At 72.2% G+C, this 25,329-nt stretch carries 33 protein-coding genes and 1 pseudogene; 24 read left to right on the top strand and 10 right to left on the bottom strand.

The genetic code is table 11. The features are described from left to right. Window positions 1–199: 199 nt before the first annotated feature. Window positions 200–940 carry a hypothetical protein gene (locus AB0N17_RS03785; protein WP_366009464.1) on the bottom strand — a complete coding sequence of 247 codons (741 nt, stop codon included), beginning with the start codon at window positions 938–940 and terminating at the stop codon, window positions 200–202. Window positions 941–1,191: 251 nt separating this feature from the next. Between AB0N17_RS03785 and AB0N17_RS03780 the strand changes: the two genes are divergently transcribed. Together AB0N17_RS03780 and AB0N17_RS03775 are read left to right on the top strand one after the other, a co-directional pair. Next, window positions 1,192–1,539, top strand: a complete 348-nt coding sequence (locus AB0N17_RS03780) for a helix-turn-helix transcriptional regulator (RefSeq protein ID WP_366009463.1) — start codon at window positions 1,192–1,194, stop codon at window positions 1,537–1,539. A 288-nt stretch (window positions 1,540–1,827) separates the two neighbouring features. Further along, window positions 1,828–2,226 (top strand): hypothetical protein, encoded by a 399-nt coding sequence (locus AB0N17_RS03775; RefSeq protein WP_366009462.1) that lies wholly within the window; start codon window positions 1,828–1,830, stop codon window positions 2,224–2,226. Between the two features lie 63 nt (window positions 2,227–2,289). Here the strand turns inward: AB0N17_RS03775 and AB0N17_RS03770 are convergent, their stop codons facing one another. Further along, entirely contained in the window at window positions 2,290–3,120 is an 831-nt protein-coding gene (locus AB0N17_RS03770) for an alpha/beta fold hydrolase (protein ID WP_366009461.1), read from the bottom strand. A gap of 101 nt (window positions 3,121–3,221) precedes the next feature. Continuing rightward, the gene (locus AB0N17_RS03765; RefSeq protein ID WP_366009460.1) at window positions 3,222–3,875 is read right to left on the bottom strand and encodes an NAD(P)-binding domain-containing protein; all 654 of its coding nucleotides are present in this window, start codon (window positions 3,873–3,875) and stop codon (window positions 3,222–3,224) included. A gap of 121 nt (window positions 3,876–3,996) precedes the next feature. On the opposite strand from AB0N17_RS03765, the gene AB0N17_RS03760 reads away from it, so the two are divergent. Together AB0N17_RS03760 and AB0N17_RS03755 are read left to right on the top strand one after the other, a co-directional pair. Then, a complete protein-coding gene (locus AB0N17_RS03760; RefSeq protein ID WP_366009459.1) occupies window positions 3,997–4,881 on the top strand; it encodes an RNA polymerase sigma-70 factor in 885 nt (294 codons plus the stop codon). 249 nt (window positions 4,882–5,130) lie between these two features. Beyond that, window positions 5,131–5,892, top strand: coding sequence for a GntR family transcriptional regulator (locus AB0N17_RS03755; protein WP_366009458.1), 762 nt, complete (start codon window positions 5,131–5,133; stop codon window positions 5,890–5,892). A 220-nt stretch (window positions 5,893–6,112) separates the two neighbouring features. Here the strand turns inward: AB0N17_RS03755 and AB0N17_RS03750 are convergent, their stop codons facing one another. Next, window positions 6,113–7,255 (bottom strand): ROK family transcriptional regulator, encoded by a 1,143-nt coding sequence (locus AB0N17_RS03750; protein ID WP_366009457.1) that lies wholly within the window; start codon window positions 7,253–7,255, stop codon window positions 6,113–6,115. Window positions 7,256–7,353: 98 nt separating this feature from the next. On the opposite strand from AB0N17_RS03750, the pseudogene AB0N17_RS03745 reads away from it, so the two are divergent. Both AB0N17_RS03745 and AB0N17_RS03740 read left to right on the top strand, forming a co-directional pair. Next, window positions 7,354–8,005 (top strand): annotated as a pseudogene (locus AB0N17_RS03745) (ABC transporter permease). Window positions 8,006–8,046: 41 nt separating this feature from the next. Continuing rightward, window positions 8,047–8,490, top strand: coding sequence for a hypothetical protein (locus AB0N17_RS03740; RefSeq protein WP_366009456.1), 444 nt, complete (start codon window positions 8,047–8,049; stop codon window positions 8,488–8,490). 203 nt (window positions 8,491–8,693) lie between these two features. Here AB0N17_RS03740 and AB0N17_RS03735 read toward each other — a convergent pair whose 3' ends face one another. From AB0N17_RS03735 to AB0N17_RS03725, 3 genes are all read right to left on the bottom strand, one after another. Next, window positions 8,694–9,947: an MFS transporter gene (locus tag AB0N17_RS03735; RefSeq protein WP_366009455.1), complete on the bottom strand. Its 1,254-nt coding sequence runs from the start codon at window positions 9,945–9,947 to the stop codon at window positions 8,694–8,696. A 213-nt stretch (window positions 9,948–10,160) separates the two neighbouring features. After that, a complete protein-coding gene (locus AB0N17_RS03730; protein WP_366009454.1) occupies window positions 10,161–11,342 on the bottom strand; it encodes a twin-arginine translocation signal domain-containing protein in 1,182 nt (393 codons plus the stop codon). A 296-nt stretch (window positions 11,343–11,638) separates the two neighbouring features. Beyond that, the gene (locus AB0N17_RS03725; protein ID WP_366009453.1) at window positions 11,639–12,229 is read right to left on the bottom strand and encodes a cysteine hydrolase family protein; all 591 of its coding nucleotides are present in this window, start codon (window positions 12,227–12,229) and stop codon (window positions 11,639–11,641) included. A gap of 187 nt (window positions 12,230–12,416) precedes the next feature. On the opposite strand from AB0N17_RS03725, the gene AB0N17_RS03720 reads away from it, so the two are divergent. Further along, a complete protein-coding gene (locus AB0N17_RS03720; protein ID WP_366009577.1) occupies window positions 12,417–13,376 on the top strand; it encodes a helix-turn-helix domain-containing protein in 960 nt (319 codons plus the stop codon). Between the two features lie 63 nt (window positions 13,377–13,439). On the opposite strand, the gene mug is transcribed toward AB0N17_RS03720, so the two are convergent. The 3 genes from mug to AB0N17_RS03705 all read right to left on the bottom strand — a co-directional run bounded on the left by mug (window position 13,440) and on the right by AB0N17_RS03705 (window position 15,771). Next, a complete protein-coding gene (gene mug / locus AB0N17_RS03715) occupies window positions 13,440–13,928 on the bottom strand; it encodes a G/U mismatch-specific DNA glycosylase (protein ID WP_366009452.1) in 489 nt (162 codons plus the stop codon). A gap of 53 nt (window positions 13,929–13,981) precedes the next feature. Then, the gene (purB, locus tag AB0N17_RS03710) at window positions 13,982–15,424 is read right to left on the bottom strand and encodes an adenylosuccinate lyase (RefSeq protein ID WP_366009451.1); all 1,443 of its coding nucleotides are present in this window, start codon (window positions 15,422–15,424) and stop codon (window positions 13,982–13,984) included. A gap of 134 nt (window positions 15,425–15,558) precedes the next feature. Continuing rightward, entirely contained in the window at window positions 15,559–15,771 is a 213-nt protein-coding gene (locus tag AB0N17_RS03705; protein ID WP_366009450.1) for a helix-turn-helix domain-containing protein, read from the bottom strand. 228 nt (window positions 15,772–15,999) lie between these two features. Between AB0N17_RS03705 and AB0N17_RS03700 the strand changes: the two genes are divergently transcribed. The 17 genes from AB0N17_RS03700 (at window position 16,000) to AB0N17_RS03620 (ending at window position 25,266) form a co-directional block, all read left to right on the top strand. After that, entirely contained in the window at window positions 16,000–16,395 is a 396-nt protein-coding gene (locus AB0N17_RS03700; RefSeq protein WP_366009449.1) for a hypothetical protein, read from the top strand. Next, the gene (locus AB0N17_RS03695) at window positions 16,392–16,745 is read left to right on the top strand and encodes a hypothetical protein (RefSeq protein ID WP_366009448.1); all 354 of its coding nucleotides are present in this window, start codon (window positions 16,392–16,394) and stop codon (window positions 16,743–16,745) included. The genes AB0N17_RS03700 and AB0N17_RS03695 overlap by 4 nt, the downstream gene beginning before the upstream one ends. Beyond that, window positions 16,742–17,119 carry a hypothetical protein gene (locus tag AB0N17_RS03690; protein ID WP_366009447.1) on the top strand — a complete coding sequence of 126 codons (378 nt, stop codon included), beginning with the start codon at window positions 16,742–16,744 and terminating at the stop codon, window positions 17,117–17,119. The genes AB0N17_RS03695 and AB0N17_RS03690 overlap by 4 nt, the downstream gene beginning before the upstream one ends. After that, a complete protein-coding gene (locus AB0N17_RS03685) occupies window positions 17,116–17,313 on the top strand; it encodes a hypothetical protein (protein WP_366009446.1) in 198 nt (65 codons plus the stop codon). The genes AB0N17_RS03690 and AB0N17_RS03685 overlap by 4 nt, the downstream gene beginning before the upstream one ends. Continuing rightward, window positions 17,310–18,437, top strand: a complete 1,128-nt coding sequence (locus AB0N17_RS03680; RefSeq protein WP_366009445.1) for a conjugal transfer protein — start codon at window positions 17,310–17,312, stop codon at window positions 18,435–18,437. Before AB0N17_RS03685 ends, AB0N17_RS03680 begins: the two co-directional genes overlap by 4 nt. After that, window positions 18,437–18,610, top strand: coding sequence for a hypothetical protein (locus AB0N17_RS03675; protein ID WP_366009444.1), 174 nt, complete (start codon window positions 18,437–18,439; stop codon window positions 18,608–18,610). The genes AB0N17_RS03680 and AB0N17_RS03675 overlap by 1 nt, the downstream gene beginning before the upstream one ends. Continuing rightward, on the top strand, window positions 18,607–19,092 hold the full coding sequence (locus tag AB0N17_RS03670) for a hypothetical protein (RefSeq protein ID WP_366009443.1): 486 nt from the start codon (window positions 18,607–18,609) through the stop codon (window positions 19,090–19,092). Before AB0N17_RS03675 ends, AB0N17_RS03670 begins: the two co-directional genes overlap by 4 nt. Further along, window positions 19,089–19,424 (top strand): hypothetical protein, encoded by a 336-nt coding sequence (locus AB0N17_RS03665; protein WP_366009442.1) that lies wholly within the window; start codon window positions 19,089–19,091, stop codon window positions 19,422–19,424. Before AB0N17_RS03670 ends, AB0N17_RS03665 begins: the two co-directional genes overlap by 4 nt. An 83-nt stretch (window positions 19,425–19,507) precedes the next feature. Beyond that, window positions 19,508–19,726, top strand: coding sequence for a hypothetical protein (locus tag AB0N17_RS03660; RefSeq protein WP_366009441.1), 219 nt, complete (start codon window positions 19,508–19,510; stop codon window positions 19,724–19,726). A gap of 81 nt (window positions 19,727–19,807) precedes the next feature. Further along, window positions 19,808–19,987: a hypothetical protein gene (locus tag AB0N17_RS03655; protein WP_366009440.1), complete on the top strand. Its 180-nt coding sequence runs from the start codon at window positions 19,808–19,810 to the stop codon at window positions 19,985–19,987. Further along, a complete protein-coding gene (locus AB0N17_RS03650) occupies window positions 19,987–20,169 on the top strand; it encodes a hypothetical protein (protein ID WP_366009439.1) in 183 nt (60 codons plus the stop codon). The genes AB0N17_RS03655 and AB0N17_RS03650 overlap by 1 nt, the downstream gene beginning before the upstream one ends. 84 nt (window positions 20,170–20,253) lie before the next feature. Then, window positions 20,254–22,335, top strand: coding sequence for a cell division protein FtsK (locus AB0N17_RS03645; protein WP_366009438.1), 2,082 nt, complete (start codon window positions 20,254–20,256; stop codon window positions 22,333–22,335). Window positions 22,336–22,497: 162 nt separating this feature from the next. Continuing rightward, entirely contained in the window at window positions 22,498–22,710 is a 213-nt protein-coding gene (locus tag AB0N17_RS03640) for a hypothetical protein (RefSeq protein WP_366009437.1), read from the top strand. 87 nt (window positions 22,711–22,797) lie between these two features. Continuing rightward, window positions 22,798–23,529, top strand: coding sequence for a DUF6879 family protein (locus tag AB0N17_RS03635; RefSeq protein ID WP_366009436.1), 732 nt, complete (start codon window positions 22,798–22,800; stop codon window positions 23,527–23,529). Window positions 23,530–23,539: 10 nt separating this feature from the next. After that, complete coding sequence (locus AB0N17_RS03630; RefSeq protein ID WP_366009435.1) at window positions 23,540–24,379, top strand: helix-turn-helix transcriptional regulator; 840 nt, start codon at window positions 23,540–23,542, stop codon at window positions 24,377–24,379. A gap of 87 nt (window positions 24,380–24,466) precedes the next feature. After that, a complete protein-coding gene (locus tag AB0N17_RS03625; RefSeq protein WP_366009434.1) occupies window positions 24,467–24,931 on the top strand; it encodes a hypothetical protein in 465 nt (154 codons plus the stop codon). After that, entirely contained in the window at window positions 24,928–25,266 is a 339-nt protein-coding gene (locus tag AB0N17_RS03620; protein WP_366009433.1) for a hypothetical protein, read from the top strand. The genes AB0N17_RS03625 and AB0N17_RS03620 overlap by 4 nt, the downstream gene beginning before the upstream one ends. Window positions 25,267–25,329: the final 63 nt, after the last annotated feature.

Here is a 25,329-nt window from a genome sequence, read left to right as displayed (position 1 = left end):
GGGCCGGCCACGCACGCCGTGCCGCCCCGCGCGGTGAACAGCCGCGCGGCGCCGGAACAGCGCCGCGCGGACAAGCCGGTCCGGGGTGGCGCGGTGCGCTCTGCCACGGCCGCTGCGGGCGCCTTGACGCCGCCGGTGGGCGTGGCAGAGCGCAGCCACGCCCACCGGGGTCGCGGTCGGCGGGCAGCCCCGCTCCGGGCTATTCGTTGGACAAGGAAGCCTCGAAGGTCCGGGTGGCCTTGGTGATCGCAGCGGCGGCGTCCTGGTCCTTGACGAGCTTCTTCTTGCCGAACGCCTGCACCTGAGGCTTGGCCGTCCACGTGACCGACCCGCGGGTGATGACGCCCTTCGACGCCGCTCGCGTCGGACCTGCGGTGATGGAGACGGCCGCGTTCACGTTCTGAAGCTTCGCGATGGCGACGGCCTTCTTCGACTTGTCCTGGCCCTTGGTGGCGCCCTTGACCGTGATCGTCTCGGTGGTCACGGGGATACCGAAGACGCGCTCGGAGACGGAGAAGCGCACCGTCAGCGTCCCGGCCTTGTCCTTGGCCACGTGGGCGGTGACATCGGTGACGAACACGACGTCCTTGTTGTATGGGTCCACGACATGCAGGGGAAGCTCGAAGTTGCCCTTGACCTGCTTCAGGAACGCCGCGTAGACCTTCCGGTCCTCCAGGTGGCGCAGGAACTGCGCCTGCCGCGCCGGCGTCAGCTTCGCGAACGCCACGGCGGTCTCACGGCCGCCCTTCTTCCAGTTCTTCTTCAGGTACGCCTTGTAGGAGGCGACGGTGAGGTGGGCGGGCTGCTGAACCGAGGACTGCGTCACGGCGGCCGGTCCGGGGCCCGCGGCCGCGTTCGCGACGGCCGGGGCGAGGACGGCGAGCCCGGCGACGGCGGCGACGCCGGCGGCGGTCATGCGGCTCATAGTGCGGTTGCTCAAGGTGTTCCCCTCGTTGCTCCTGCTCGGTCGTCAACAACCCTAGGGATGCGGATGGTTGTGCGAACTTGTCTCCTGGGGCATTGCCTCGTCGGACACCTCACTTTCGGGCAATGCCCTTATGGGACGCGGAAGTCGCGCCTCCGACTTGGCCTGAACATCGGATGAGTGAGCGGGTAGGTTGGCCGGTGGTCGCCGCAGCAACCAGGCCACGGGGGTCTGCTGGGAAACGCGGCGTCCAGAAAGGGACCGGAATGACCGAACGGTCCGACGTGGCTGATGCCACCTGCTCCTATCGGCGAACCGGACACAACCCCGAACCCGGCGTCTGGCGGCTGGGGGCCCTGACCGACCGAGAAAGGGAGGTTCTCCTCCTGCTGGGAACGGGCGCGGGCAACCGCGAACTGTCCAGGGAACTGGGGATCGCCGAGCGCACGGTGAAGGCACACATCGCGAACATCGTGGCCAAGCTGGGACAGCAGACGCGGACACAGGCCGCGATCATCTCCGCTCTGGCCCACGACGCGCTGTGCACCGACGCTTCGTGCTCCCAGCATCTCGGCCTGGTCCCGGGCCGGCTGCGCGAGCAGACCGTCGCGTAGGAACGCCGGGCCCGCCCGCCCCACGGGCGGGCCCGCGCCGGGTGTGGACCTCCCTCTTGGGTCATGCCCCATCGGACACCTCCCCAACGGACGTGGTGGGCACCTCGGTTCGCGTCTACGTTCGAACCGCGCCAAAGCGATCACACGGGGAGAAACTCATGCGTAGGACAGTCGGATCACTGCTGCTCACCGCCGTCGCGGCGGGAACCGTGACCGGGCTCACCCTGGCGTAGCGCCCTCGCCTGCGCCGCCTGGGTCACTCTGATCTCATGGCTCACCGGCACCGTGGTGCTGACCGCAGCGTCGCTGGCCTTCGGCGACGATCTCGGGCCCACCGGCCCGGAGCCGCTCACGTGGTGCAGGGACCAGGTCGTCTTCCTGGTCGCCTGCACCACGCTGCTCACCCTGGGCCGCCGCCTGCTCTCCCCGCTGCCACGCTGGAGGACCGTCCTCGTCGACGGCACCCTCTACGTGCTGGCCCTCGGCATCGCCGGCGCCGCCCCCTACGGTGGCGTCGGCCCGGGAGAACTCCTGGACGCCGCGGCCCTGTACGCCTTCTTCGGTCTGCTCACACTCCAACTGCCCACCGCCTGGTGCCTGTCGGCCTGGCGCTCGGGCAAGCTAGACGCCGTCCTCAAGAAGCGCTACACACTCGACGCCGAAGATCAGGCGGGGCGGCCCGTCTGAACGCCACCCCTCCGACGGGTCCGGCCTGCGCAAGGCCCCCGCTCCGGCCATGGTGAGGCCGGCTCAGCGGCTGCCGTCCAGGATGACCCGGGCGACCAGGGCCGGGTCGTCGTTCATCGGGCAGTGGCCGCAGCCGGGGAGGCGGACCAGCCGGGCGTGCGGGATCAGCTGCTTGGCGCGGACGCCCTGGCGGCGGACGAGCAGCCGGTCCCGGGAACCCCAGGCCACCGTGACCGGCAGGCCCGGCAGCGTGTCGGTGAACTGCACGGCGGCGCCCGCCCGCAGGGTCGCGTCGAACCCGGTCGCGCCCACCAGCGCCAGTGTCTCGGCGACCACGGCCTCGGGAGCACGGCGTGCGGGACGGGCGTAGATCGTGCTCGTCAGCGCCGTACGGCCGGCCGCGGACCGGGACAGCCGCTCGACCAGCGGCAGCGGCAGGCGCTGGGCTATGCCCCGCATCGCCAGCAGCACCGCGAAGGCGTACCGCCGCTCCGCCTGCGTCCAGAAACCGGCCGGGGAGAGCGCAGTGACGGACCGTACGCGCTTCTCCCGGCCCAGTTCCAGGGCGAGCAGACCGCCGAGCGAGTTTCCCGCCACGTGCGGGCGGTCCAGCTCCAGCGCCTCGAACAGGGCACCCAGTACGGAGTTGGTGGAGGCCAGGTCGTAGGCGAGGCCGTCCGGCAGGCCCGGGGAGGCGCCGAAGCCCGGCAGATCGACGGTGATCACGTCGCGCTCGGTGGCGAGGATGTCCACGACCGGGTCCCAGGCCTGCCGGTGGTGGCCGATGCCGTGCAGCAGGACCAGCGGTTCACCGCGCCCCACGCGCGCATAGGACACGGTCACGTCCTGCGGGCCGTGCGGGGCGGGGACGGTGAAGGAGGCGGTGGCGGACATGGGTGCTCCTCGTGGGGTGCTGACGGACGCCGTAGACAGCTTGTCAGCAATTACTACCCGCGGGTAGCCCCCGGAGCGGTACGTCCCGTGCGCGACGGTGGCTACCTCGCCCGTCGCACCTCGATGTTGAAGTCCGGGCTGCCGAACTTGCGGAACAGGGTGAGCCACAGCGGGAGATACATCTCCACCGTGCGAGCCGCCCGGATGCCGCCCAGGTCCAGCACCCGCTCGGCCGGCCACCCGAGCTCCCCGAGCAGCGCCGTCACCTGCTCCCTGGCCGCCGCGTCGTCGCCGCACACGAACAGGTGGTGCTCACCCGGCACCCGCCCCGGATCGACCATCACCTGGCAGTTGACGGTGTTCAGCGTCTTCACCACACGCGCGCGCGGGAACGCCCGCTGGATCTGCTCGCCCATGCTGTCCGACTCCGCGGGGTCCAGCCGCGGCACCCCGTCCTCGAACGACAGCGGATTGCAGACGTCCACCAGGATCTTGCCGTCGAGATGCTCCGCGCCGGCCGCCCGCAGGGCGTCGAGCGCCACCCGCCCGCCCACCGCGTTGACGACCACCTCACCGGCCTCGGCCGCCTCCGCGAACGTCCCCGCGCGGGCCCGGGCCGCCGCCGCGGTGGCCCACTCCCGTGCCACCGGATTGTCCTTGGTGCGCGACCCCAGGGTCACCTCGTGCCCCAGCTCCACCAGCCTGCCCCCCAGCGAGCGGCCCACCTCGCCCGTGCCCAGCACCCCGTACCGCATCGGTTCCTCCAGGTCACCGGCCGCCGCCCGCCGACGGTCCGGGATCAGTGTGATCCGGACCGGCCGTGGACGGGCTCATTACGGGTGGACACCCGGCAGGCGTGTCGGATGGGATGGGCGGGTGACCGCCGACCTCGCCACCGACGTCTTCGAAGAACACCGTCCCCTGCTCATGGGGGTCGCCTACCGCATGCTCGGCCGCGTCGCCGACGCCGAGGACGTGGTCCAGGACGCCTGGCTGCGCTGGTCCGGCGCCGACCGCGCGGAGGTCCGCGAACCGCGCGCCTACCTCGTGCGCGTCACCACCCGGCTGGCCATCGACCGGCTCCGCCAGGTACAGGCGCGCGCCGAGGCGTACGTCGGGCCGTGGCTGCCGGAGCCGTACCTCACCGAGTTCGGCGAGACGGCCCCGGACACCGCCGACCGCGCCGTGCTCGCCGACACGGTCTCCCTCGCCGTCCTGGTCGTCCTGGAGTCGCTGTCGCCGCTGGAACGGGCGGTGTTCGTGCTCAGGGAGGCGTTCGGCTACCCGTTCGCCGAGATCGCCGCGCTGCTCGACCGCGCGGAGCCCGCGGTACGGCAACTCGCCGGGCGGGCACGGCGGCACGTGGCGGAGCGGCGGCCGCGCTACGAGGTCGACCCCGCCCGGCGACGGGAACTGACCGAACGTTTCCTCGCCGCTGCGGCCCACGGCGACCTGGACGGGCTCATGTCGCTGCTCGCCCCGGACGTCCGCCTGGTCGGCGACAGCGGCGGCAAGGCCAAGGCGCCGGTGCGGATCCTGCACACCGCCGACAAGGTCGCCCGCTTCCTGGCCGGTGTCGGGCCCTCCGCCCTTCCCGTGATGTCCTTCCTCCCCCTGGAGGCCAACGGCGGTCCGGCGGCCCTCGGCCTCGTCGGCGACAAGCCCGACACCCTGCTCCAACTGGACATCGCGGACGGCCGGATCGTGGCCGTGTACCTCGTCCGCAACCCGGACAAGCTGCGCCACCTCGCCGACCGCTGATCCGCACGTCCTCGCGAGCCCCCGCCGTACGACGCCGTGCGACGGGGGCTTCGCCGTGATGTCACCCGCACGGCCGCGTACGAACGCCTCGTGAACGCTCCGGGGCGGGGCGCCCGTGCGCCGCCCATGGGAACGAGGATTGGTCTTGACCAAGGGTGACGGCCGCCCTATGGTCGCAGAGAAGTGCAACAACCTTTAATAAACAAGGGCGCTAAAAACCGCCGGACCACGGCTCTTGCGGAGGACAGGGTGGGGACCACGCAGCTGGAATCGGTGCCGGAACCGAAGTACTGGCATCTCAAGACCGTGCTCAGTGAGGCACTCGACTCCGAGTTCTCCGTGGGCGAGATCCTGCCCAACGAGCGCGACCTCGCCGCCCGCTTCGGCGTGGCCCGCGCCACGCTCCGCCAGGCCCTCGAACAGCTCGAGCTGGAGGGCCGGCTGCAGCGCCGCCGCGGTGTCGGTACGACGGTGGCGCCTCCGCGCGTGGGCGTGGCCGTCGGCACCGCACAGCACGTCTGGCCGGGGGCCGCCGACGACGCCTGGCAGCCCGTCGACTGCGAGCGTGCCGTGCCGCCCGCGGCCGTCGCCGCCGCGCTGGAGACCGGCGCCGACGAGCCCGTGCACACCGTGCGCCGCTCCCGTACCTCCCACGGTCAGCTCGTCGCCACCGAGCTGCTCCACATCCCCGCGGTCTCGGTGCCCGAACTCAGCGCGATCGACGCGCCGTCCGGTCCGGCACGCGCGCGTGCGGTACTGCGCGAGCTGCAGCGGCTGGAGCTGGAGGGCCAGGACCGTGCCGTCGAGCTGGGCTCGGCCCGCGCGGACGACGCACGGGAACTGGACCGGCTCCCGGGCGCACCGGTGCTGGTGGTCACCACCCGCTTCTTCGCCCAGGGCCGTACCGCCGCCCTCTCGGTGGCGACCTACCGGGCCGACACCTGCCGGCTGACCTTCGGCGACTCGGCGGGAGTGGAAATACACCACGACCCGGAACGCCGGGCTTCCTGACGACGCGGCCCCGAGCGGACCGGCCGAGCCGGGACGGCGGGGGCGCCCGCCCGGCCGGGCCTCCTGCATCGCCGGTGCCCCCGTATTCCAGGCGGGGCCTTGCGACCTGGGGGCGCGGGGCTGTGTCGCGGGTGCGGGTGCGCCGCGTGGGCGTGATCAACCACGACGTCGCCGCACCCGCACGACGTCCCGCGCACGGCCCGGCACGGTACGGCACAGCTCAGCGTCGCGTCACCGCGAACAGTTGCTCCTCGACGTGGTCCAGGGCCAGCCGCAGCGCCCCCGTGGCCACGGCCGCCTCGCCCAGCACCGACAGCGTGACCCGCGGCGGGCGCAGACAGTAGCGGGCCAGCTCGCGGCGCAGGGGCTCCAGCACGCCGTCGAGACCGGCCGCCCAGCCGCCGATCACGACCAGCTCCGGATCGAGCGCCAGCACCAGCGCGGCCACGTCGTGGACGAGCCGCTGGATGAACCGCTCGACGGCCGCCCGCGCCCGCTGGTCGCCCTCCCGGGCCAGCGCGAACACCTCGGCGACCGCCTGCTCGTCCAGCGGGTGCAGCGGCTGGTCGGTGGTGGACAGCAGCGTCTCCGGGGTCACCTCCCGGCCCAGCAGATGCAGCGCGCCGATCTCCCCGGCCGCCCCGCCGTAGCCGCGGTGCAGCCGCCCGCCGATCAGCGAACCCGCCCCCGGGCTCAGCCCGGCCAGCACGAACACCACGTCGTCGGTCTCGGCCGCCGCCCCCTTCCAGTGCTCGGCGACGACCGCCGCGTTGGCGTCGTTCTCCACCAGCACCGGGCACTTGAAGGACCGGCTCAGCCGCTCGCCGAGGCTCAGGCCCGTCCACTGCGGCAGCGCCGTGCCCAGCCGCACCGTGCCGTCGGCCTCCACGATCCCCGGGGTGCCCACGCCCACCGCCCGCAGCGAGCCCCGCGCGACCCCCGCCCGCCGCAGCAATTCGGCGACCGCGCCGCGCAGCCGGTCCAGCCGCTCGTCCGCCGGGGCCGTCTCGTCGACCTCCTTGGCCTGCGCGCCCAGCACCCGCCCGTCCAGGTCCGACAGCAGCGCGGCGACCCGGTGCGCGCCGATCTCCAGACCCAGCAGATGCCCGGCCTCGGCCCGGAAGCGGAACCGGCGCGCGGGCCGCCCCTGACGGCGTGCCGTGCCCTCCTCGGCCGCCTTCTCGACCACGAGCCCGGCCTCGATGAGCCCCTCCACGACCCCCTCGACGGTGGGCCGGGACAGCCCGGTGACCCGGGTGATCTCGGTGAGCGTCGCGCAGTCCGTGGCGCGCAGCGCGTGCAGCACCACCGCGGAATTGATCCTTCGCAGCAGCGAGGGATCGCCGCCGGTCAGCTGCCCCACCGTCCGTCCTCCCAGCTCGCGGGCGTGTTGGCCGGATCGTACTCGGCCCGGCGCACCCCGGCGAGTGCCGGGCCCCGCCCGCGCCCACCGCCCGCCAACTGGGCGCCCTCGCCGCGGTCCTCGTGGCCACGACCGCGTTCTCGGCGCTCGCGGCCACCGAGGCCGACGGCTCCGACCCGCTGTTCTCGGTGTTCTTCGGCATCGGCTTCGGGCAGGTGGCCGCTGTCGCCTTCGGTACGGCGGCCATGTCGTCCGAGTTCCGGGGGGGGGGCACTGCGGCTGACGCTGTCGGCGGTGCCCGACCGGCCGCGCTGGTTCGCGGCCAAGGCGACGGCGATCGCCCTGCCGATGCTGGCCGTCGGGCTGCTCACCGGGCTGGTCACCCTGGCGGTCGGAAAGTCGGTCCTCGGCACCGGCGGCCCGGGCTGGAGCGAGGGCCTGCGCGGCGCCGTCGGCTGCGCGCTGCACCTGACGCTGATGGCGCTGTTCGCGGCCGGGCTCGCGGCCGTGCTGCGCAGCGGGGTCGCGACCCTGTCGGTGCTGATCCCGTTCCTGCTGATCGTCTCGTTCGGCATCGGCGACCTCTCGGGCGGCGTCGCCGACTTCCTGCCCGACCGGGCCGGCCAAGTCGCCCTGCACAGCGCCTGGGACGGTGCCCTCGGCCCGTGGAGCGGACTCGCGGTGACCGCGCTGTGGTCGGCGGTGGCCGTACTGGCCGGGGCCTGGCGCCTGCGGCACAGGGACGCCTGACGACCGGCCAGGTGTCAGTGCCGCCCGCTTTACTGGATCACATGGACATCGCGAAGTGCCTGTCGGTCGTCGACCTGCTGTGTGCCCGGGAGTTCCCCACGGCGCACGGCCGGACGGACCACGGCGAGAGCGGGCCCGGCTATCACATGGCCGCCTTACGGACGAGCGGCGACTTCTGGGAGGGCGACGGCACGGAGTGGGAGGAGACGGCGGCACAGTACGAGGCCGACCGGGACGGTCTCACGGAGCGGCTCACCGACCGGTGGGGGCCACCGCAGCGCTTCAGCCTGCGCAGCGTCCTCGTGCGGACGATGGAGGGCGAGGAGATCGAGGAGCCCTGGGCCGGGCTGAGCGAGCACGTGCCGGACGTCCACCTGTGGCGGGCCTGCGCATCGGACCGGTGGGTCGCCCTCGGTGTGTCCCACGGGTACGAGGAACTGCCGTTCCGTCTCCTCGGCATAGTGACCGAGGTCGACCCGCCGTGAGACCGGCAGGGCCGGCGCGGCCTTCCACGGGCGGGGGCGTGCCGGTGCCCCGCCGGGGCCCCGCGTGGACGGGGACACGGCCGGCAGACGAGTGCGCCCGTCCGGCCGAGGCGCCGGCGGCCCGGCCCCGGACAGGGGCGGGGCCGTGGTCGTCGGCGCGGCCGGGCCGCGGCGCGGAGCGGACGGGGGCACCACCGGCGGCCTCAGCCGACCGCGGCCTTCTCGTGGACCGGTTCCGCCGCGGCCGGCGCGGGGGCCGCGACGAAGCCGGGCCGCGAGGAGATCAGTCCGGCCGCCGTCTCCGGAACCACGAGGGCGAGGAGCAGCAGGAGCGGGATCTGCCAGGTGCCGGTCAGGGCGTGGAGAAGGCCGAGCAGCCCCGGGCCGACTCCGGCGAGGAGGTAGCCGACGGTCTGTGCCATGCCCGAAAGGCGCGCCGCCACGGCCGGGTTGGGCGAGCGCAGGGCGAGAACGGTCATGGCGAGCGGGAAGGCGCTGCCGGTGGCCAGGCCGAGCACGCACACCCACAGCCAGCCCGCGGAGGGCGCGGTGAGGATGCCGACCAGTCCGACGACCTTGACGGCGGTGACGGCGAGCATCATCGGCCGCTGGCTCGGCAGCCGCGCGGCGATGACCGGGACCGCGAAGCCCAGCGGGATGCCGATGGTCAGCAGGACGGACACCATGGCCCCCGCGGTGGCCTGCGAAGCGCCGTGGGACCGCATGATCTCGGGCAGCCACGCCACCAGGGCGTAGAACATGAGCGAGACGGCACCGAGGAACACGGCGACGGACCAGGCCAGCGGGGAGCGCAGCAAGGACTCCGGCGTGCCATCGTACCCGCTGGGCGCGGTGTGACGGCCTGCCGGGGCCCGCCCGGAGCGGGTGCGCTGCCGTACGGCCAGCGGCGCCCACAGCACCGCCCCGGCCGCCGCGGGGAGCGACCACACGGCCAGCGCGGCACGCCACCCCGCCGCGTGGTCGAGCGGCACGGCGAGCCCGGCCGCCACGGCTCCGCTGCAGGCCGTCAACGTCATCGCCAGACCGGTGAGCGGGCCCACACGGTCGGCGAAGTGCTGCTTGATCACGGCGGGCAGGAGCACGTTGCCGATGGCGATGCCCGCCCCGGCGAGCACGGTCCCGGTGAACAGGCAGGCGGAGGTGGGGAACAGGCGCAGGGCGACGCCGGTGCTGATGAGCAGCAGGGCGCCGGTGATCGCGGACTCCGTGCCGACCCTGCGGGCGATCACCGGGGCCAGGGCGGCGAAGGCGCCCAGGCACAGCACCGGCAGCGTGGTGAGGACCGAGACGGCGGTGTCGGTGAGGTGGACGGCGTGCTGGAGGTCGTCGAGGACGGGGCTGATCCCGGTGATCGCCGCCCGTAGGTTCACGGTCAGGATGACGAGCCCGGCGAGCGCCCATGTCCGGGCGGTCCGGGATGCGGTGGTCGAAGGCATGGGTGTGGTCCCCCCGTTGATGCGGTGCGCCCCGGATGAGGTGAGGTGGTTGGGGCTGCCCGGCGCGATGGAGACGGCGCCTTCCCGGGGACGTCCGGCCCGGGGCGGGGCGGACAGGGGGAAGGCGCCGTCTCGAGGCCCGTACGCCCAGGCCGTCCCCAGGGCGTACGGGGGTTCACCGCCGATGCGGGTGCGGTCGTCTCCTGGCGCGGGTCAGGCGCGGACGGCCGGGGTCGTGGCGGAGCGGTTGTGGAACGGGCACACCAACTGGTTGACCTGGCCCTTGGTGACCGACGACGCGGTGTTCGCGCCGGTGCCGTCCTCGCCGAGGAGCTTGAGGATCTCGGTGGACAGCAGGTCGGGGCGGCCCTTCAACGCGTCCGCGGTGGACTGGTCGGTGGAGAACACCATCTCGGCGGCGATGTTGTCCATGACGATGCGGGCCAGGTTGTCCAGGCCGACCGCGACCGGGTCGCTCACGATCTGCGCGGTCATCAGGTCGATCAGGTGACTGTCGGTCTTCGACTGGTCCATGAAGTTCTTGAGGATGATCGAGTTCTGGTTCAGCTCGAACGTGGTCCAGAGGCTGAACACCAGCACGTACAGGTTGGACCAGGCGGGGTCTCCGACCCGCTGGCGCCAGCGGGTCATCAGCGCGCTGACGCCGTCGATCTGGTAGCGGCTGCTGTAGTACATGTTGGTGCGGATGCTCGGGTAGACGTCGGCGGAGAACGCCTCGAACGCGTCCATCGAGAACTCGCCGCGCTTGACGGTGTCGGCGATGAACGCCTGGCCGCGGTCGATGATGTAGCCGCAGGAGGTGGTCAGGTCCGCCGGCAGCCTGGCGTCGGTGAGGGTCTTGCGGGCGGTGTCCAGGGTCTTGGAGAAGTCCTGGAGCGGGGTGACCCAGCCGGTGTTCTTCGGCCCGTTGTAGGCGACCATCTCCAGGTCGTGCGGATCCGTGTACGGAACCTGCGCCGGGACGATGTACTTCGGGTCCAGCGACGGGGCGCAGATGCTGTAGATGCCGAGCGGGGTGTGGGCGATGGACTTGGCCATCTCGAATATCTCGTCGACCGGCTTCACGGTCTCGACGACCGTGCCGTTCTGCACCAGGTAGTAGGTGCCGCCGACCATGTCGTTGTTCACGATGATGATCGGGTCGAGGTGCTTGGTCAGGTTGCCGCGCATGGCGTCGTAGTTGGTGCGCATGCCGGTGTCGACCGCGCGGATGTTGTCCCGGGCCAGCTTCTTGCGGGCGGCCTGCGTGGTGGAGGCGTCCGGCGCGGTGGGAGCGGTGTCGGCCGCGAAGGAGGCCGGGACGGTGGTGCCGGTGAGGATGGCGCCGGCGCCGACCGCGCCGGCGGTGCCGATGAAGTTGCGTCGCGTGGTCATTTCCCCTGTGCTTCCTGGGTCCTGTGGTGGTGAGGGACGGGTGCACGCCGGGCTGCCTGGCTGGTTGGGGCCGGGCGGGGCAGGGGACGCGTGCGGCGTGGGGGGAAGTCGGGGGTGGGCGGCCGCCGGGGCGGCCGACTGTCCGCCGTGGGGTGGCGGGCAGGGCGGTGCGGACCGCTGCCGGGCGGGGGTGCGTCGGGGTGACGCACCCCTTGGGGTGGGAGCGCCCGGGCAGCGGCGTGCCGAAGGTGGTGCTGGTGCTTGTACTGCCGGTGGTGCCGGTGGTGCCGGGACGGTCAGCCGAGGTCGGAGGCCGTCGCGACGACGACCCCGTAGAGGTCGTCGATCGTGGCGAGCGCACCGTGGTGCAGCTGCTCGGCCGGCACTTCGGCGACGGCGGTCTTCAGGGTACGGGTGGCGGAGGCGTCGGCCACGACGGTGGGGCGGTTGCCGCGCAGGAACGCGCCCTGCGCCGTGAACGCCACGCACATGTGCGTCATGAACCCGGCCAGGACCAGGTCCTTGTGCCCGGCGGCGTCGACCAGATCACCGAGGTCGGTGCCGTGGAACGCGTTCGGGACACTCTTGACCACGGTGGCCTCGCCCTCGATCGGGGCGACGGCGGAGTGGATCCGGCCGATCTCGGCGCGGATGTCGTAGGGGGTCCCCTCACCTCCGTCGTTGACGACGTGGATGACCGTGGCGCCGGCCGCGCGCGCCTTGGCGATAAGGGTGGCGCCGGCGTCGAGCGCGGCCTGCCAGCCCTCCAGCTCCATCACGCCCTGCGTGTAGGTGTTCTGGTAGTCGATCAGGACCACCGTGGAGTCGGCGAGGGAGGCCGGGGTGTTGTCGAACTCGTTCAGCTCACGGAGCGTGATGGACGGCATGGCTGTGCTCTCTCCCCTGGGAAGGCGACGAAGTAGGAGGTTTAAATCGCCGTCGTGTGCGGCGAGTTACCTGTCTCACCGTAGGGTCTGGCTGATTCCCGGCTGGGTCGGATAGTTTGCAGATTCCGACATCATCCGGACCGGAGGGGGGAATTCCGGCGTGCTGGGATCAAGGCTTGTCGTGATCATGCTGTTCGACGGGGTGGATCTGCTCGACGTCACCGGACCTCCCGAAGTCTTCGCGCTTCTGGGGCGTGACCTGCGACGGGACCCCGGATACCGGGTGCTGCTGGCGGCCGAGACCGCCGACCCCGTCACCACGGGGGCCGGGGTCAAGGTGGTGCCCGACGTGACGTTCTCCGACATCGCCGACCGGCGCACCGACACCCTGATCGTGCCCGGAAGCGTCACCATCGACAGGGACCACCGCGTACACCCTGTGATCGACCCGGCCGTGGTCGCCTGGGTGCGGAAGTTGGCCTACCGTTCACGCCGCGTTACATCCGTGTGTGTGGGCGCGCATCTGCTGGCCGAGGCGGGACTCCTCGACGGCAAGCGCGCCACGACGCACTGGTCGACCGCCCGGCAACTGGCCGCCCGCTACCCGGCCGTGGACGTCGACCCCGACCCGATCTTCATCCGCGAAGGCAACGTGTGGACCGGAGCCGGCATCACCGCCTGCCTCGACCTCGCCCTGGCCCTGGTCGCCGAGGACTTCGGCGAGGCGGCCGCCATGGGAGTCGCCCGCCAGCTCGTGATGTACCTCAAGAGACCGAGCGGGCAGAGCCAGTTCAGCGTGCCGGTCGAACCCGCCTACACCACGCGTCGCATGGACGACCTGCGGCACTACGTCACCGCCAACCTGCGCCGGAGGATCACCGTCGCCGAACTCGCCGCGTACGCCCACATCAGCGACCGCCAGCTCACCCGGATCTTCCAGGAGGAGACCGGTATGACCCCGGCGGTGTACATCGACCACGCCCGCGTCGAGCGGGCCCGCAACCGCTTGGAGGAGAGCGAGGAGACCCTGGACCGGATCGCCGACGCCTGCGGATTCGGCAGCGTGGCCACCCTGATCCGCGCCTTCCGGCGCCGGCTGGGTATCACTCCCAGCGAGTACCGGCGCCGCTTCCGCCCCTCGGCCTAGGGCCCGTCCGACAATTCCCGTCTGCCGCGCGACGCCATGCACGCACGGGAAAAGCCCGGCCGGCTAGGCCGAGGCGGCCTCCCGCAGCCGGGCGAACTCCTCCGCCATGGTCGCCGCCGTCCAGTGCGCGTTCAGCCCGCTGGGGTTGGGCAGCACCCACACCCGGCTGTCCCCGACGGTCCGCCGCTGCGGCCCCACCTTCGCGGTGCGGTCGGCGAAGGCGGCCCGGTAGGCGGTCACGCCGACCACCGCCAGCCACCCGGGCCGCAGCCGCGTCACCTTCTCGGTCAGCAGCCGTCCGCCCTCGACGTACTCCTCGGCGGTCAGCTCGTCCGCCCGCGCGGTCGCCCGCGCCACGACGTTGGTGATGCCCAGCCCGTACGACAGCAGCTCCCGCTGCTCGGCCGGCTTCAACAGTCTCGGGGTGAAGCCGGACAGGTGCAGCACCGGCCAGAAGCGATTCCCCGGGCGGGCGAAGTGATGGCCCGTCGCCGCCGTCATCAGCCCCGGGTTGATGCCGCAGAACAGCACCCGGAGGCCGTCCGCGACCACGTCCTGGACGAGACGGTCGCGGGCGGCCTCCAGGTCCGCCTTCGTCAGAGGGGTCAGAGGATCGCTCCGGGGGTGTAGCCGGCCGCCTCCGGGTGCTGCTTGGCGATCTCCTCGATCCGGCCGACGACCACGCCGACCTGGTCGGCGGCGGCGCCGGTGAAGGACAGCTTGTCGGCCATCAGGGCCGCCAGCTCGTCACGGCCGAGGGGCAGGCGCTCGTCGGCGGCGAGCTTGTCGAGCAGATCGTTGCGCTCGGCGCCCTGCTCACGCATCGCGAGCGCGGTGGCGACGGCGTTCTCCTTGATCGCCTCGTGCGCGACCTCACGGCCGACACCGGCGCGGACGGCGCCCATGAGCACCTTGGTGGTGGCCAGGAACGGCAGGTAGCGGTCCAGCTCGCGGGCGACGACGGCCGGGAAGGCGCCGAACTCGTCGAGGACCGTCAGGAAGGTCTCCAGCAGGCCGTCCAGCGCGAAGAACGCGTCCGGCAGCGCGACCCGGCGCACCACCGAGCAGGACACGTCGCCCTCGTTCCACTGGTCGCCCGCCAGCTCACCGGTCATCGAGGCGTAGCCGCGCAGGATGACCATGAGGCCGTTGACGCGCTCGCAGGAGCGGGTGTTCATCTTGTGCGGCATCGCCGAGGAGCCGACCTGGCCCGGCTTGAAGCCCTCGGTGACCAGCTCGTGCCCGGCCATCAGCCGGATCGTCTTGGCCAGCGAGGACGGCGCCGCCGCCAGCTGCACCAGCGCGGTGACGACCTCGTAGTCCAGGGAGCGCGGGTAGACCTGGCCGACCGAGGTGAAGGCCTGCGAGAAGCCGAGGTGCCGCGCGATGCGGTTCTCCAGGTCGGCCAGCTTGGCCGCGTCACCGCCGAGCAGGTCCAGCATGTCCTGCGCGGTGCCCACCGGGCCCTTGATGCCGCGCAGCGGGTAGCGGCCCAGCAGCTCCTCGATGCGGCCGTACGCCACGAGCAGCTCGTCGGCCGCGGTCGCGAACCGCTTGCCGAGGGTCGTGGCCTGCGCGGCCACGTTGTGCGAGCGCCCGGCCATGACCAGCTCGGCGTACTCGCCGGACAGCTTGCCCAGACGCGCCAGCACGGCCACCGTACGGTCGCGCACCAGCTCCAGCGACAGCCGGATCTGCAGCTGCTCCACGTTCTCGGTGAGGTCGCGGGAGGTCATGCCCTTGTGCACGTGCTCGTGCCCGGCGAGGTCGTTGAACTCCTCGATCCGCGCCTTCACGTCGTGCCGGGTGACCTTCTCGCGCTCGGCGATCGAGGCCAGGGCGACGGTGTCCAGGACACGCTCGTAGTCGGCGATCGCCGCGTCCGGCACCTCGATGCCGAGGTCCTTCTGGGCCCGCAGCACGGCGAGCCAGAGCTGCCGCTCCAGCTTCACCTTCTGCTCGGGGGACCAGAGCGTGGCGAGCTCGGCGGAGGCGTAGCGTCCGGCGAGGACGTTCGGGATGCGGGGCTTGGCGGGCGCAGAAGTCACGTGTCCAGAGTTTACAGTCCGTCCATACAGGGTCCGTACCGTCCAGGGACCGTAGGAAACTACAGGTCAATGGGCCGTCGGGCGGGTCTGCGCGCGTCGGCTTGTGAGACGAGTGTGAGACGCCGGCCGCCCTGTCAGTGCAAGTCCGTGCGGGCGCCTTGGCCAGGTCGCTCGAAGCCGATGATCGTGGCGGGCTTCCATACGGGGGAGCGCCCGAAGACTGCGTCTTCCTGTGGCAGCTCGCCGCGCTTCCGTGAGCGGTACGTGCGGATGGTCTGGGGGCTCACACCCCAGTACGCGGCGACGTCCGCGACGGTCCAGTACTCGGCCTTCGGGTCTGCTGGCATGCCGCGACTCCTTGTCGTCGTGAGGTGGACAAAGTCTATGCGCCTTCACGGGCCGACTCCCTCCGCAACTTCGCTCCAATGATATTGACAAGGTTCCCGCTCGTCCCGTAACTTTGTCAATGTCAGATGGACGAGGTAAACGCCCGTTCAACACGACGGCCCCGAACCGGTGACGCAACCACCGGCCGGGGCCTCACGGACCGCCTGACCTGAGACAGGAGACCCGCTGTGACGAACTCTCTCATCCGCCGCGAGCGCCGCGCCAACCGCCGTTCGCTCCGTGCCGAGCTCCGCCGCCGCTCCGCCGCGCAGCGCCTGGCCGCCTCGTGCCGGCGCCGGCCCCGCTCCCTCGCCACCGTGGCGATCGCGGCCGGCGTCGCCAAGGACACCGCGACCGGCTGCGCGAACGGCCTCCGTTCCGTGGCGAAGCGCATCGGCGTCACCCCGGCCGCCACCGCCCGGACCCGCCGCACCGTCGCCGGTGGCCGCGCCCACCGCACCCACGCCGTCGGCCGCTACAGCCTCGGCCAGGTCGCCCGCCTGATCGCCGCCTACCGGCCGCGCAAGGCCGAGTACGTCGCCGCCGTCGCCCTGATCGCCGCGTTCGCCGGCGGTGCCCGATGACCGAGCTCACCACGGCGTCCACCGTCACGGTGGGCGCCCTGCCCCCGGCCGTCGTCAACCTGCTCTCGGCCGTCCTCGAAGCGATCGACCTGCCCTACCCCGCCAGCATGGGATGGCAGGAGGAGCACGACCGGCTCCTGAACGAGCGGGTCATGTACGCCAAGCTGGCGCTGCGCAGCGCCCTCGACGACTGCTCGCTCGGCCTGGACTGGGACGCCGACTACCTGCGGGAGAGGCTGGCCCAGCACCCGGTGCAGGGCTACGTCACCAGCGAGCAGGCGCAGGCCGCGCTCGCCGAGGGGAAGTCCTGGACCGAGGCCGTCGCCCTCCCCGCCGAGGCTGGCCAGTGACGGCGCCTCGCACCATCACGGTGCGCACCCTCGACCACGGCCCGCTCGAACTGCGCTGCCCCACCTGGTGCACCGGTGAGCACGAGGACGACGTCCACCGCGCGGACATCAGCCACCTTGGCCCCGACCAGCCGCTGACCCTGCCCACCAGGAGCGGCCCGGTCACCAACCTGGTCACCGCGCTGGAAGTCCGCCCCTACGCCTTCGACGGGTTCCTGCGGATGCCGTTCGTCAACGTCGGTATCGGCGCGGACTGGTACCCCACCGGGCTGCCCGGGCTGGAGGCCATGGCCGACACCCTCGCTGAGCAGGCCGAGCAGCTGCGCGAGCAGGCCCGCCGCCTGGCCGTCCTCCTGCAGGAGGCACGCCGGTGACTTCCCGCTGGCCGATCCGCCGGCCGACCGAGGCCGCCGCCATCCGCGCGGCAGACATGTTCACCCGGCCCCTCCCGCCCGTGCCCGCCCTGATGGCCGCGCTACTCGAAGCGAACCAGCGCCGCGACCGCGAAGGCCTCTGCCTCGCCGCGCACCTCGTCGTGCGCGCCGCCGCCCCGGAGGTGGGCGAATGAACAGCACCATCACCCGCAAAGAACTGAGCAAGGGCCAGACGGCCGTACTCACCGCCGCCGCGGTCGTCATGGCCGCCGTCGGAGGCTTCGGCGCCTGGGGCACCTACAGCAACGTCATGGGCCAGTTCCACCGGGGCGGCACCGCGGCCGGTGTCGTCGCCGCCGGTGAAGGCCTCGCCCTGATCCTCGCCCTGACCATGCTGGGGCTGACCATGCTGGGGCAGTCCGCCCCCGCCCCGGTCCGCGCCGGCCTGTGGCTGGCCCCCGCCGCCGCAAGCCTGACCGGCCTGTCCATCGCCGACAGCCGCACCGAGGCCCTGGTGTACGCCGTCACCCCGCTGGCCATGTCCGGCGCCGCCGAGGGCCTCGGGCTGATCGCCCGCCGCATCGTGGTGTACCGCACCGGCCGCGACGCCGAGGTGGACCGCCGCAACGCCCACGTCGTCCAGCAGCTGGCGTACCAGCAGGCACTCGCCGCCGGGCACCCCGACGAATCCGTACAGCAGGACGCCGAGCGCAAGGCGTGGAAGCTGATCGGCCGGGTCGGCGTCGGTGACCCCGGCCTCGCCGAGGGCCTGGTCGACGTCTCCCGCACGAAGCTGACCGCCGGGGCCGGACACGCCCTCGACCGGATGCTCGCCCTCCCGCCCGGTGATGCGCCGGCCGCCCGGCCCGCGCCGCGGTCGGCGTCCGCGACCGACGCGGTACGGCAGCACTTCGCCGACATGGACCCGGTCGACGCGGTACGGCTCGCGGCTGATGCGCGACCTGATGCGGGCCCGGTCGAACTCGCCTCGATCCTCGGTACGTACGGCGTGACCGTCGACCCCGTCGCGGTCGCCCTGGTCCTCGGCGAGCAGGCCCCCGAGTACACGGTCGAACGACCTGATGCGGCTGTTGCGCCGCAGGTCGCGGCGTTGCCCGCGCTGAGCGTGCAGGACGCCGTCGAGGAGGCCGCAACAGCCCTTGGGCCGGACGCAACAGCACGCGAGATCGCCGAGCACCTGAAGCAGACCAGGCGTCTGGTCCTGCCTGAGAACCACATCCGCGCGGCCCTGTCGAGGGCCGCGAAGAAGACCGAGCCCGAGGCCCCGGCCAAGCCGATGGAAGGCGGATACGTCTGATGCGCGCCATCCTGCTCGGCGCTCTGCTCGCCGCCCTGCTCCTCGCGTTCGGCCACACCGTCGCCCTGCTCGCCGCGGCCGCCGTCGCCTATGTCACCGCTCAGCCGATCGCTCTCGGGTTCGCCCTGGGAGCCCTGAGCCGCCCTGCTCTCACCCGAAGGGTCTCGTCGTGATCGCCATCGTCCGTACCCGAACCCTGCGAGCCCTGCGCGCCGGCATCGCCGAAGCCGAGGCAGCGACCGCCGCCGCGCGCATCGAGGCCAGGACCGCCACCGACTCCGCGATCCGGGCTGAGAACGCCCTGGAGGACCTGCGCAGCACGCACGCCAGCAGTACCGCCGAAGCCGCCCGTGCCCAGGGCGAGCTGGAGGCCCTGCGGGCACAGGTCCTCCTCGACACCGAGGACCGGGCCGCTCTGCGCATGCTGCTGCGCACGGCCCGGAAGTCAGCCGGTCCGCAGCAGGTGTTCGTGCTGCTGCACTACGGCCGGTTCCACAGCGTCCACGGGACCCGCGAGGACGCGGAGAAGGCCGCCGAACGCGACGGGGCGCACCCCGACGGGTGGCTCACGCAGGGCGCCCCCGGTACGCAGCGTCCAGAGGCTGAGGTGACGTGGCGTATCCAGCCGATGCCGATTGCGGGGGCTGCCCGATGAGCGAGCTCACCCCGCTCGACAAGGCGGAGGCCGCCGCGAAGGAGGCGGCGACGGACACGGTCGCCGTGCAGCTGGCGCTGGCCGCCGTCGAGCTCGCCAAGGCTGCCACCGCCCAGCAGCCCGCCCACTCGCCCGCCTGCAGCCACCAGCACAAGCCCGGCCGCAGCACTGGCGAATGGCTGGCCATCGGGTGCGCCGTCTGCGTGGGCGGCGTCGGGATCGCGTTCGCGTCGATCGCCATCGCCATCGGCGGGATCTCCGTCGCCATCCTCGCGGTCGTCCTGCGCAGCTTGTGGCGGGACTACCAGCGCGACGTCCAGAAGGGCCGCTGACCTGCCCCTCCGTCCTGCGCGGTCCGGTGGCCGTGCAGGGCGGTGGGGCCGGACAGTCCGGCCCGCAACCTCAGGAGGAACCCATGTCCGGAGCCCGTCACTTCTTCGCCCGCGGCACCGTGCCCGACAAGCAGCTGAAGGCCGAGGTCAAGGCCGACATCAAGTCCGCCCGCGGCGCCCAGCGCGACCTCGCCGCCACCGGCCAGCACGGCGCCGCGGACCGGATGGGCGCCGCCGTCGACGAGCACCTCGACGAGCTCAACGCCGTGAACAACGGCACCTGGACGCCGAAGCACGCCTGACCGGCTGCCCGCCGGGCCCGTCTCGCACGGGCCCGGTCGAGGGGAGCCGGGACAGCCCCGGCCCGAACCGAGGAGGAACCCATGAAGAAGCTGGTGGGCAAGAACCACGAGCACCCCGACGGCCACCTGATGGGCCGCAAGGTCCAGCACGACGGCGAGGAGTACACCGTCGTCGGCCTGCAGAGCGGCACGGCCGTCATCTCCAAGCCCGACGGCTTCAAGCGGCACAAGCCCATCCACGAGCTGAGGAACAACGGCTGATGGCGCTCACCGACAAGGATCCACACAACATCAGCGAGATCGCCCGCACCGTCGCCCTCGGCTACCGGATCGTGCGCCGCCAGCAGAAGGGCAAGGGCACCGCCCGGCTTGAGAAGCGCGTCGAGGCCATCCGCGAGAAGGCGCAGGCCCGAGAGGACAACCGCGGCAAGGGCCGCCAGTAGCTCACCCCCGGGGCGGCCGTCCACGGCCAAGCGACCGGCCGCCCCGGGCCTCCGTACCCCAGCAAGAGGCAGGAAGCCACCAGCATGACGGACATCCTCGTACCCGCCAACGCCGAGGCCGCCGAGGCCCCGCCCGTCGAAGCGGACGCGCCGGCCCCGCCGCCGGTACCCGTCGACAACCCCAAGCTCCCCGACCCCGGCGTGACCACCGAGAAGCGCCGCCCGATCATCGCCCCGTGGCTGCGTTCCCGCCGTGACCTGCTCGCCACGGTCGAGCGCGCGGCCGGGCACGCCTGGTACGCCACCGCCTATCACGGCCTGCGCACCCCCTGGTACGCGCTGCAGCTGGGCATGATGGCGCCGCGCGGCACCGCGCGCCTGGTCGCCTCCGCGAACAGGTGGGTGTGGGACCGCGAGGCTGCCCCGCTGCGGGACTACGCCGTCCGTACCGAGGACGTCGAGGAGTACATGCGGCTGTCCCGGCTGCGGGCCGGACGCGTCCGCCTGCGCGGCCTGGTCACCGTCGTGGCCTGCGTGTTCGGCCTCGGCTTCGCCCTGTGGCTGTACGTCATGGCACCCGAGTTCCTGTACGTGTTCGCGGCCGGCGGGGTGCTGACCCTCGGCTACTTCGGCCAGCAGCCCGACGCCCCGGTCATCGGCCCCGCCGTGATGCGCACCGAGCTGCAGAAGCTGACCGGGACGATCGTGCTGCGCGCCCTCGAATCGATCGGCAACCCGCGCATCACCGCCGCCATCAAGAAGGGCGGCGACATGAACGGGATGCGCTTCACCAGCGAGATCACCCGCGACGGCCCCGGCTACCGCGCCGACCTCGACCTGCCCTACGGCGTCGTGCCCGAGGACGTCATGGAGGAACGCCAGGCCCTCGCCTCCGGCCTGCGCCGCAAGCTGGGCTGCGTCTGGCCCTCCGGCGACCCGACCGAGCACGAGGGCCGGCTGATCCTGTGGGTGGGCGACAAGCCCATGAACGAGACCACCAAGCCGGCCTGGCCGCTTCTGAAGGACGGGCAGGTGGACCTGTTCCAGCCGGTCGTGTTCGGCAACGACCAGCGGATGAGGGACATGTTCGTCACCCTCATGTTCGCGTCCGTCGTGGTCGGCTCCATCCCCCGCATGGGCAAAACGTTTCTCCTGCGCCTGCTGCTGCTCATCGCCGCCCTCGACCCGCGGGCCGAGCTGTACGCGTTCGACTTCAAGGGCACCGGCGACCTGCGCCCCTTGGAGCCGGTCTGCCACCGCTACCGCGCCGGCGAGGACGACGAGGACGTGCTGTACGTCCTGCACTCCATGCGGGAGCTGCGCGAGGAACTGCGGCGCCGCGCCAAGGTGATCCGCAACCTGCCCAGCCACCGCTGCCCGGAGAACAAGGTGACCCCGGCCCTGGCCAGTGACCGCAGCCTCGGCCTGCATCCGATCGTGGTCGGCTTCGACGAGTGCCAAGTCCCGTTTGAGCATGAGAAGTACGGGGCTGAGCTGGAGTCCATCTGCACCGACATCGCCAAGCGCGGCCCGGCGCTGGGCATCGTCGGCATGTTTGCCACGCAGCGGCCCGACGCCAAGAGCCTCCCGCCCGGCATCTCCAACAACGCCGTGCTCCGCTTCTGCCTGAAGGTCATGAGCCACACCGCCAACGACATGGTCCTCGGCACCGGCGCCTACAAGGCCGGCGTCCGCGCCACGATGTTCACCCGCTCCGACCGGGGCATCTGCTGGATGTCCGGCGAGGGCGACGACCCCGTCATCGCCGCGTCCGCGTTTGTCGACGCACCGGGCGCCGAGAAGGTCGTCGCACGGGCCCGCCAGCTGCGCGAGGACTACGGCAACATCACCGGTCACGCCCTCGGCCAGGGCCCCGCCGACACGGCCAGCAGCGACCTGCTCGGCGACATCCTGAAGGTGGTGCCCGCTGACGAGGAGCAGGTGTGGAACGAGCGCGTGGCGGTCCGCCTCGCCGAGCTCCGGCCCGACGTGTACGCCGGGTGGAAGGCGGAGAACGTCACGTCCGCGCTCAAGCCGTGGGGCGTGAAGGCGGACCAGGTGTGGGGCACCACCGACGACGGTGAGGGCAAGAACCGGCGCGGCATCAAGCGGGCCGAGGTGGTCGCCGCGATCACTCGCCGTGACGCCGACAGGGCCGCCGCATAGCCCTCCCATGGCCGCTAGACCTAGCACCCCGCCCTGCTAGGTCTAGCACCCCCGCTAGCACCAAAACACGCCCCTGGCCTGCTCCCTAGCGTCTAGCAGCAGGGGCCCCGGAAACGGGAAACACCCGTGAATCGAAGGGGAGAGACACCCATGTGGCTTGCTATGGCCGCGCTCATTCTCTGGCTCGGCTACTACGCAGTGTTGTGCGCCGTGAAGCCGTTCGCGCCGTGCCGCAAGTGCGGCGGCCTCGGGCAGGTCGAGCGGTTCAAGAAGCCGCGGATGTGCCCGCGCTGCCACGGCAAGCAGCTCCGGCTGCGCGTCGGCCGGCGCGCCCACAACGCATGGCGCCGCACCCACGAGGCGGGCAACCGCTGACCTCGGGGGCCGCCGGTGCCCTCTGTCGTCCTCCAGATCCGCCGGGCTACGGTGCCCGGCAGCCAACCCACCGAAGGAGATCACGCCATGACCAGGCGCCTGTGGAAAGTCGGCACCAACAGCGGCAACAACGGTTGCCCCACCCTCTACACCACCCCGTCCGGCGACTACGTCGTCCAGGGCGACCGCGTCACCGACCCCGGCGAACTCGGCCAGCTCGCCAACCTCACTGAGGACGAGGGCGCGGTCGTCGTCCCCCGCGAGTTGCTCGCGAACTTCGGTCCCCGCGAGGCTGTCCACGTGCCTCAGATGATCAGCTTCGAAGAGTTCGACGGCATGTTCACCACGCTGCGCCACTCCGCGTGGCGACTGGAGACGCGCCGCCGCTACGCCTGGGACGAGCAGCAGGACACCTACCGGCAGTTCCTCGCCGCCGGCCGCGTCGACTGGGACCTCGACGACCCCTGGTGCCGCGAGCGCCGCGAGCAGACGGCCCTCGGCAAGCGGTTCGAGCGGGTGCGGATCCTCGACGAGCCGCCCACCGAGGGCCAGCGCTACCTGCTCGACAACGCCCGCCGTAACGAGGCCGTCGGCGAGACGATCCGCGTCCTGGCCCGCAGCGCGGCTGACGAGCTGAAGCTACCGCGTGAGGACTTCTGGCTGTTCGACGCGCGCGTCGTCGCCCTGCTCCACTTCGACAACGCCGACGAGATGACCGGCATCGAGCTGATCACCGACCCCGTGCAAGTGCTCCGCTACGCCCAGGCCCGCGAGGCTGCTTGGCACCACGCCGTGCCATTCGACCAGTTCAGCGGGTAACTTCCCTGCTGTGGCAACGGACTTCCAGCAGGCCCGCGAGGCGCTAGGCCGCCGGCTCCGTGAGCTGCGCGGCCAGCGCACACAGCGCGACCTGGCGGCCCTGCTGGAGTGGCCACAAGCCAAGATCTCGAAGCTGGAGACCGGCCGGCAGACCGCCACCCCAGAAGACCTCACCGCCTGGGCTACGGCCACCGGCCACCCGGCGACCGCAGAAGAACTCACCGCCCGTCTGCAGGGCCTGGAGACCCACACCCGATCGTGGCGCCGCCAACTGCGCGCCGGCCATCGGCCCGTGCAGGACGTCCTCACCATCGAGTACGAACGCTCAACCGAGCTGCGGGCGTGGGAGGGGGCGATGGTCGTCGGCATGCTGCAGACACCGGAGTACGCCCGCCACGTCTTCACCCGCTACGCCGAACTCCATCAGGCCCCGCGCGACATCGAGGACGCTGTGAGGGCCCGCATCGCCCGTCAGGCGCTGCTGTACGAGCCCGGCCGGGTCTTCCGCATCCTGCTGTGGGAAGCGGCCCTGTACGCCTGCGTAGCGCCCCGCGACGTCATCGCCGGGCAGATCGACCGGCTCGCCTCCGTCATCGGCCTGGACACCGTGCAGCTGGGCATCGTGCCCTTCGGGGCGCAGCTCGCCGTCCCGCCGGCCAATGCGTTCTGGCTGTACGACGACCGCCTCGCCATCGTCGAGGACTGGCACGCTGAGTTGTGGCTGGACGACACCGAGACCGTCGGCCTGTACCGCCGCGTGTGGGACACGCTCGCTGCGGCGGCCGTGTACGGCACGCAGGCCCGCCGGCTTCTCGCGCGGGCCCGCGCGCAGGCCACCGACCTCACGTGAGCATCACGGCGAATCGCGTCAGCCACCGGGCGAATATTCGCGAATCACACCACGCCCTGATTCGCACTTGTCCCTAACGTCCTGGTCATGGCCCACCCGATGCGCTCCGCCGCGCAGTACGAGGCCGGGGATACGTGGCTCGCTGACTGCAGCGACGACCCGGCTACCGTCCACACAGCATGGGAGCAGGAGACCCTCGCACCCATCGCCTCCGGGACCCACTGGCTCGTCGCCGAATCCAGCCTCACCCGGGGATGGCCGGCCGCCTCCCGGATCCGGAACTCGCCGCACGGCCCCGTCCTCGCCGACCCCGACGCCAACCGGATGTTCTGGCTGATCGCGCCGAACGCGGCCGAGGAACTCTCCGACGTCCGGCACCTGACCGTGCACCCGGCGGGCTGGCTACTGCCGTGCCCTCCGACCGGCTGGCAGGTGGACGGCCTGTTCTGGCTGTGGCGCCCGGACGGCAAAGGCCACCTGAACGACCCCGCGCTCATCGCAGCCGCGTTCGGCCCCGGCGGCTACCGCACCGAAGCGGAGGCCCCCGCATGACGACCGCCGAGACCAGAGCCCTGGTCGACATCCCCGCCGAACTCCTGCCACTCATCCTGCTGCCGCCCCTGGAAGTCCTGCCTGACGCCAGGGCGCGCGGCGCCGAGTGCGTGTGGGGCGGCGAGCCGCTGTCCACCGCCACGGCCATTGACCTCGGCGAGCGCGAGACCGACGGCGGCCACTGGTTCCCCCGCGCCTGCCGGCCCTGCACCCGCCGCGCCGTCCTCGTCGCGCGCAACGACCACCCCGGCCGGTGCGAGCAGTGCACCGACGACACCAATCTCTGTGAGACCCGCCGCGCCCTGCACGCCCTCGCCCTGGAGCTCCGCCGATGATCTGCGCACGCTGCACCGAGCCGATCCGCCCCGGCGAGAAGACCGAGGAAATCCAGAACCACG

Source organism: Streptomyces sp. NPDC051133 (assembly GCF_040682635.1).
In the GTDB taxonomy this organism is placed as follows: domain Bacteria; phylum Actinomycetota; class Actinomycetes; order Streptomycetales; family Streptomycetaceae; genus Streptomyces.
Note: the sequence above shows the minus strand (reverse complement) of the source record. Positions and strands in the feature narration are given on the sequence as shown.

What these genes read in the sequence shown, in the direction of transcription:
- AB0N17_RS03780 (WP_366009463.1), top strand. Translation starts at nt 1,192, where the DNA reads ATGACCGAACGGTCCGACGTGGCTGATGCCACCTGCTCCTATCGGCGA.
- AB0N17_RS03770 (WP_366009461.1), bottom strand. Translation starts at nt 3,120, where the DNA reads ATGTCCGCCACCGCCTCCTTCACCGTCCCCGCCCCGCACGGCCCGCAG.
- AB0N17_RS03765 (WP_366009460.1), bottom strand. Translation starts at nt 3,875, where the DNA reads ATGCGGTACGGGGTGCTGGGCACGGGCGAGGTGGGCCGCTCGCTGGGG.
- AB0N17_RS03740 (WP_366009456.1), top strand. Translation starts at nt 8,047, where the DNA reads ATGGACATCGCGAAGTGCCTGTCGGTCGTCGACCTGCTGTGTGCCCGG.
- AB0N17_RS03735 (WP_366009455.1), bottom strand. Translation starts at nt 9,947, where the DNA reads ATGCCTTCGACCACCGCATCCCGGACCGCCCGGACATGGGCGCTCGCC.
- AB0N17_RS03730 (WP_366009454.1), bottom strand. Translation starts at nt 11,342, where the DNA reads ATGACCACGCGACGCAACTTCATCGGCACCGCCGGCGCGGTCGGCGCC.
- AB0N17_RS03725 (WP_366009453.1), bottom strand. Translation starts at nt 12,229, where the DNA reads ATGCCGTCCATCACGCTCCGTGAGCTGAACGAGTTCGACAACACCCCG.
- AB0N17_RS03720 (WP_366009577.1), top strand. Translation starts at nt 12,417, where the DNA reads ATGCTGTTCGACGGGGTGGATCTGCTCGACGTCACCGGACCTCCCGAA.
- AB0N17_RS03705 (WP_366009450.1), bottom strand. Translation starts at nt 15,771, where the DNA reads ATGCCAGCAGACCCGAAGGCCGAGTACTGGACCGTCGCGGACGTCGCC.
- AB0N17_RS03695 (WP_366009448.1), top strand. Translation starts at nt 16,392, where the DNA reads ATGACCGAGCTCACCACGGCGTCCACCGTCACGGTGGGCGCCCTGCCC.
- AB0N17_RS03680 (WP_366009445.1), top strand. Translation starts at nt 17,310, where the DNA reads ATGAACAGCACCATCACCCGCAAAGAACTGAGCAAGGGCCAGACGGCC.
- AB0N17_RS03675 (WP_366009444.1), top strand. Translation starts at nt 18,437, where the DNA reads ATGCGCGCCATCCTGCTCGGCGCTCTGCTCGCCGCCCTGCTCCTCGCG.
- AB0N17_RS03665 (WP_366009442.1), top strand. Translation starts at nt 19,089, where the DNA reads ATGAGCGAGCTCACCCCGCTCGACAAGGCGGAGGCCGCCGCGAAGGAG.
- AB0N17_RS03660 (WP_366009441.1), top strand. Translation starts at nt 19,508, where the DNA reads ATGTCCGGAGCCCGTCACTTCTTCGCCCGCGGCACCGTGCCCGACAAG.
- AB0N17_RS03655 (WP_366009440.1), top strand. Translation starts at nt 19,808, where the DNA reads ATGAAGAAGCTGGTGGGCAAGAACCACGAGCACCCCGACGGCCACCTG.
- AB0N17_RS03650 (WP_366009439.1), top strand. Translation starts at nt 19,987, where the DNA reads ATGGCGCTCACCGACAAGGATCCACACAACATCAGCGAGATCGCCCGC.
- AB0N17_RS03645 (WP_366009438.1), top strand. Translation starts at nt 20,254, where the DNA reads ATGACGGACATCCTCGTACCCGCCAACGCCGAGGCCGCCGAGGCCCCG.
- AB0N17_RS03640 (WP_366009437.1), top strand. Translation starts at nt 22,498, where the DNA reads ATGGCCGCGCTCATTCTCTGGCTCGGCTACTACGCAGTGTTGTGCGCC.
- AB0N17_RS03635 (WP_366009436.1), top strand. Translation starts at nt 22,798, where the DNA reads ATGACCAGGCGCCTGTGGAAAGTCGGCACCAACAGCGGCAACAACGGT.
- AB0N17_RS03625 (WP_366009434.1), top strand. Translation starts at nt 24,467, where the DNA reads ATGGCCCACCCGATGCGCTCCGCCGCGCAGTACGAGGCCGGGGATACG.
- AB0N17_RS03620 (WP_366009433.1), top strand. Translation starts at nt 24,928, where the DNA reads ATGACGACCGCCGAGACCAGAGCCCTGGTCGACATCCCCGCCGAACTC.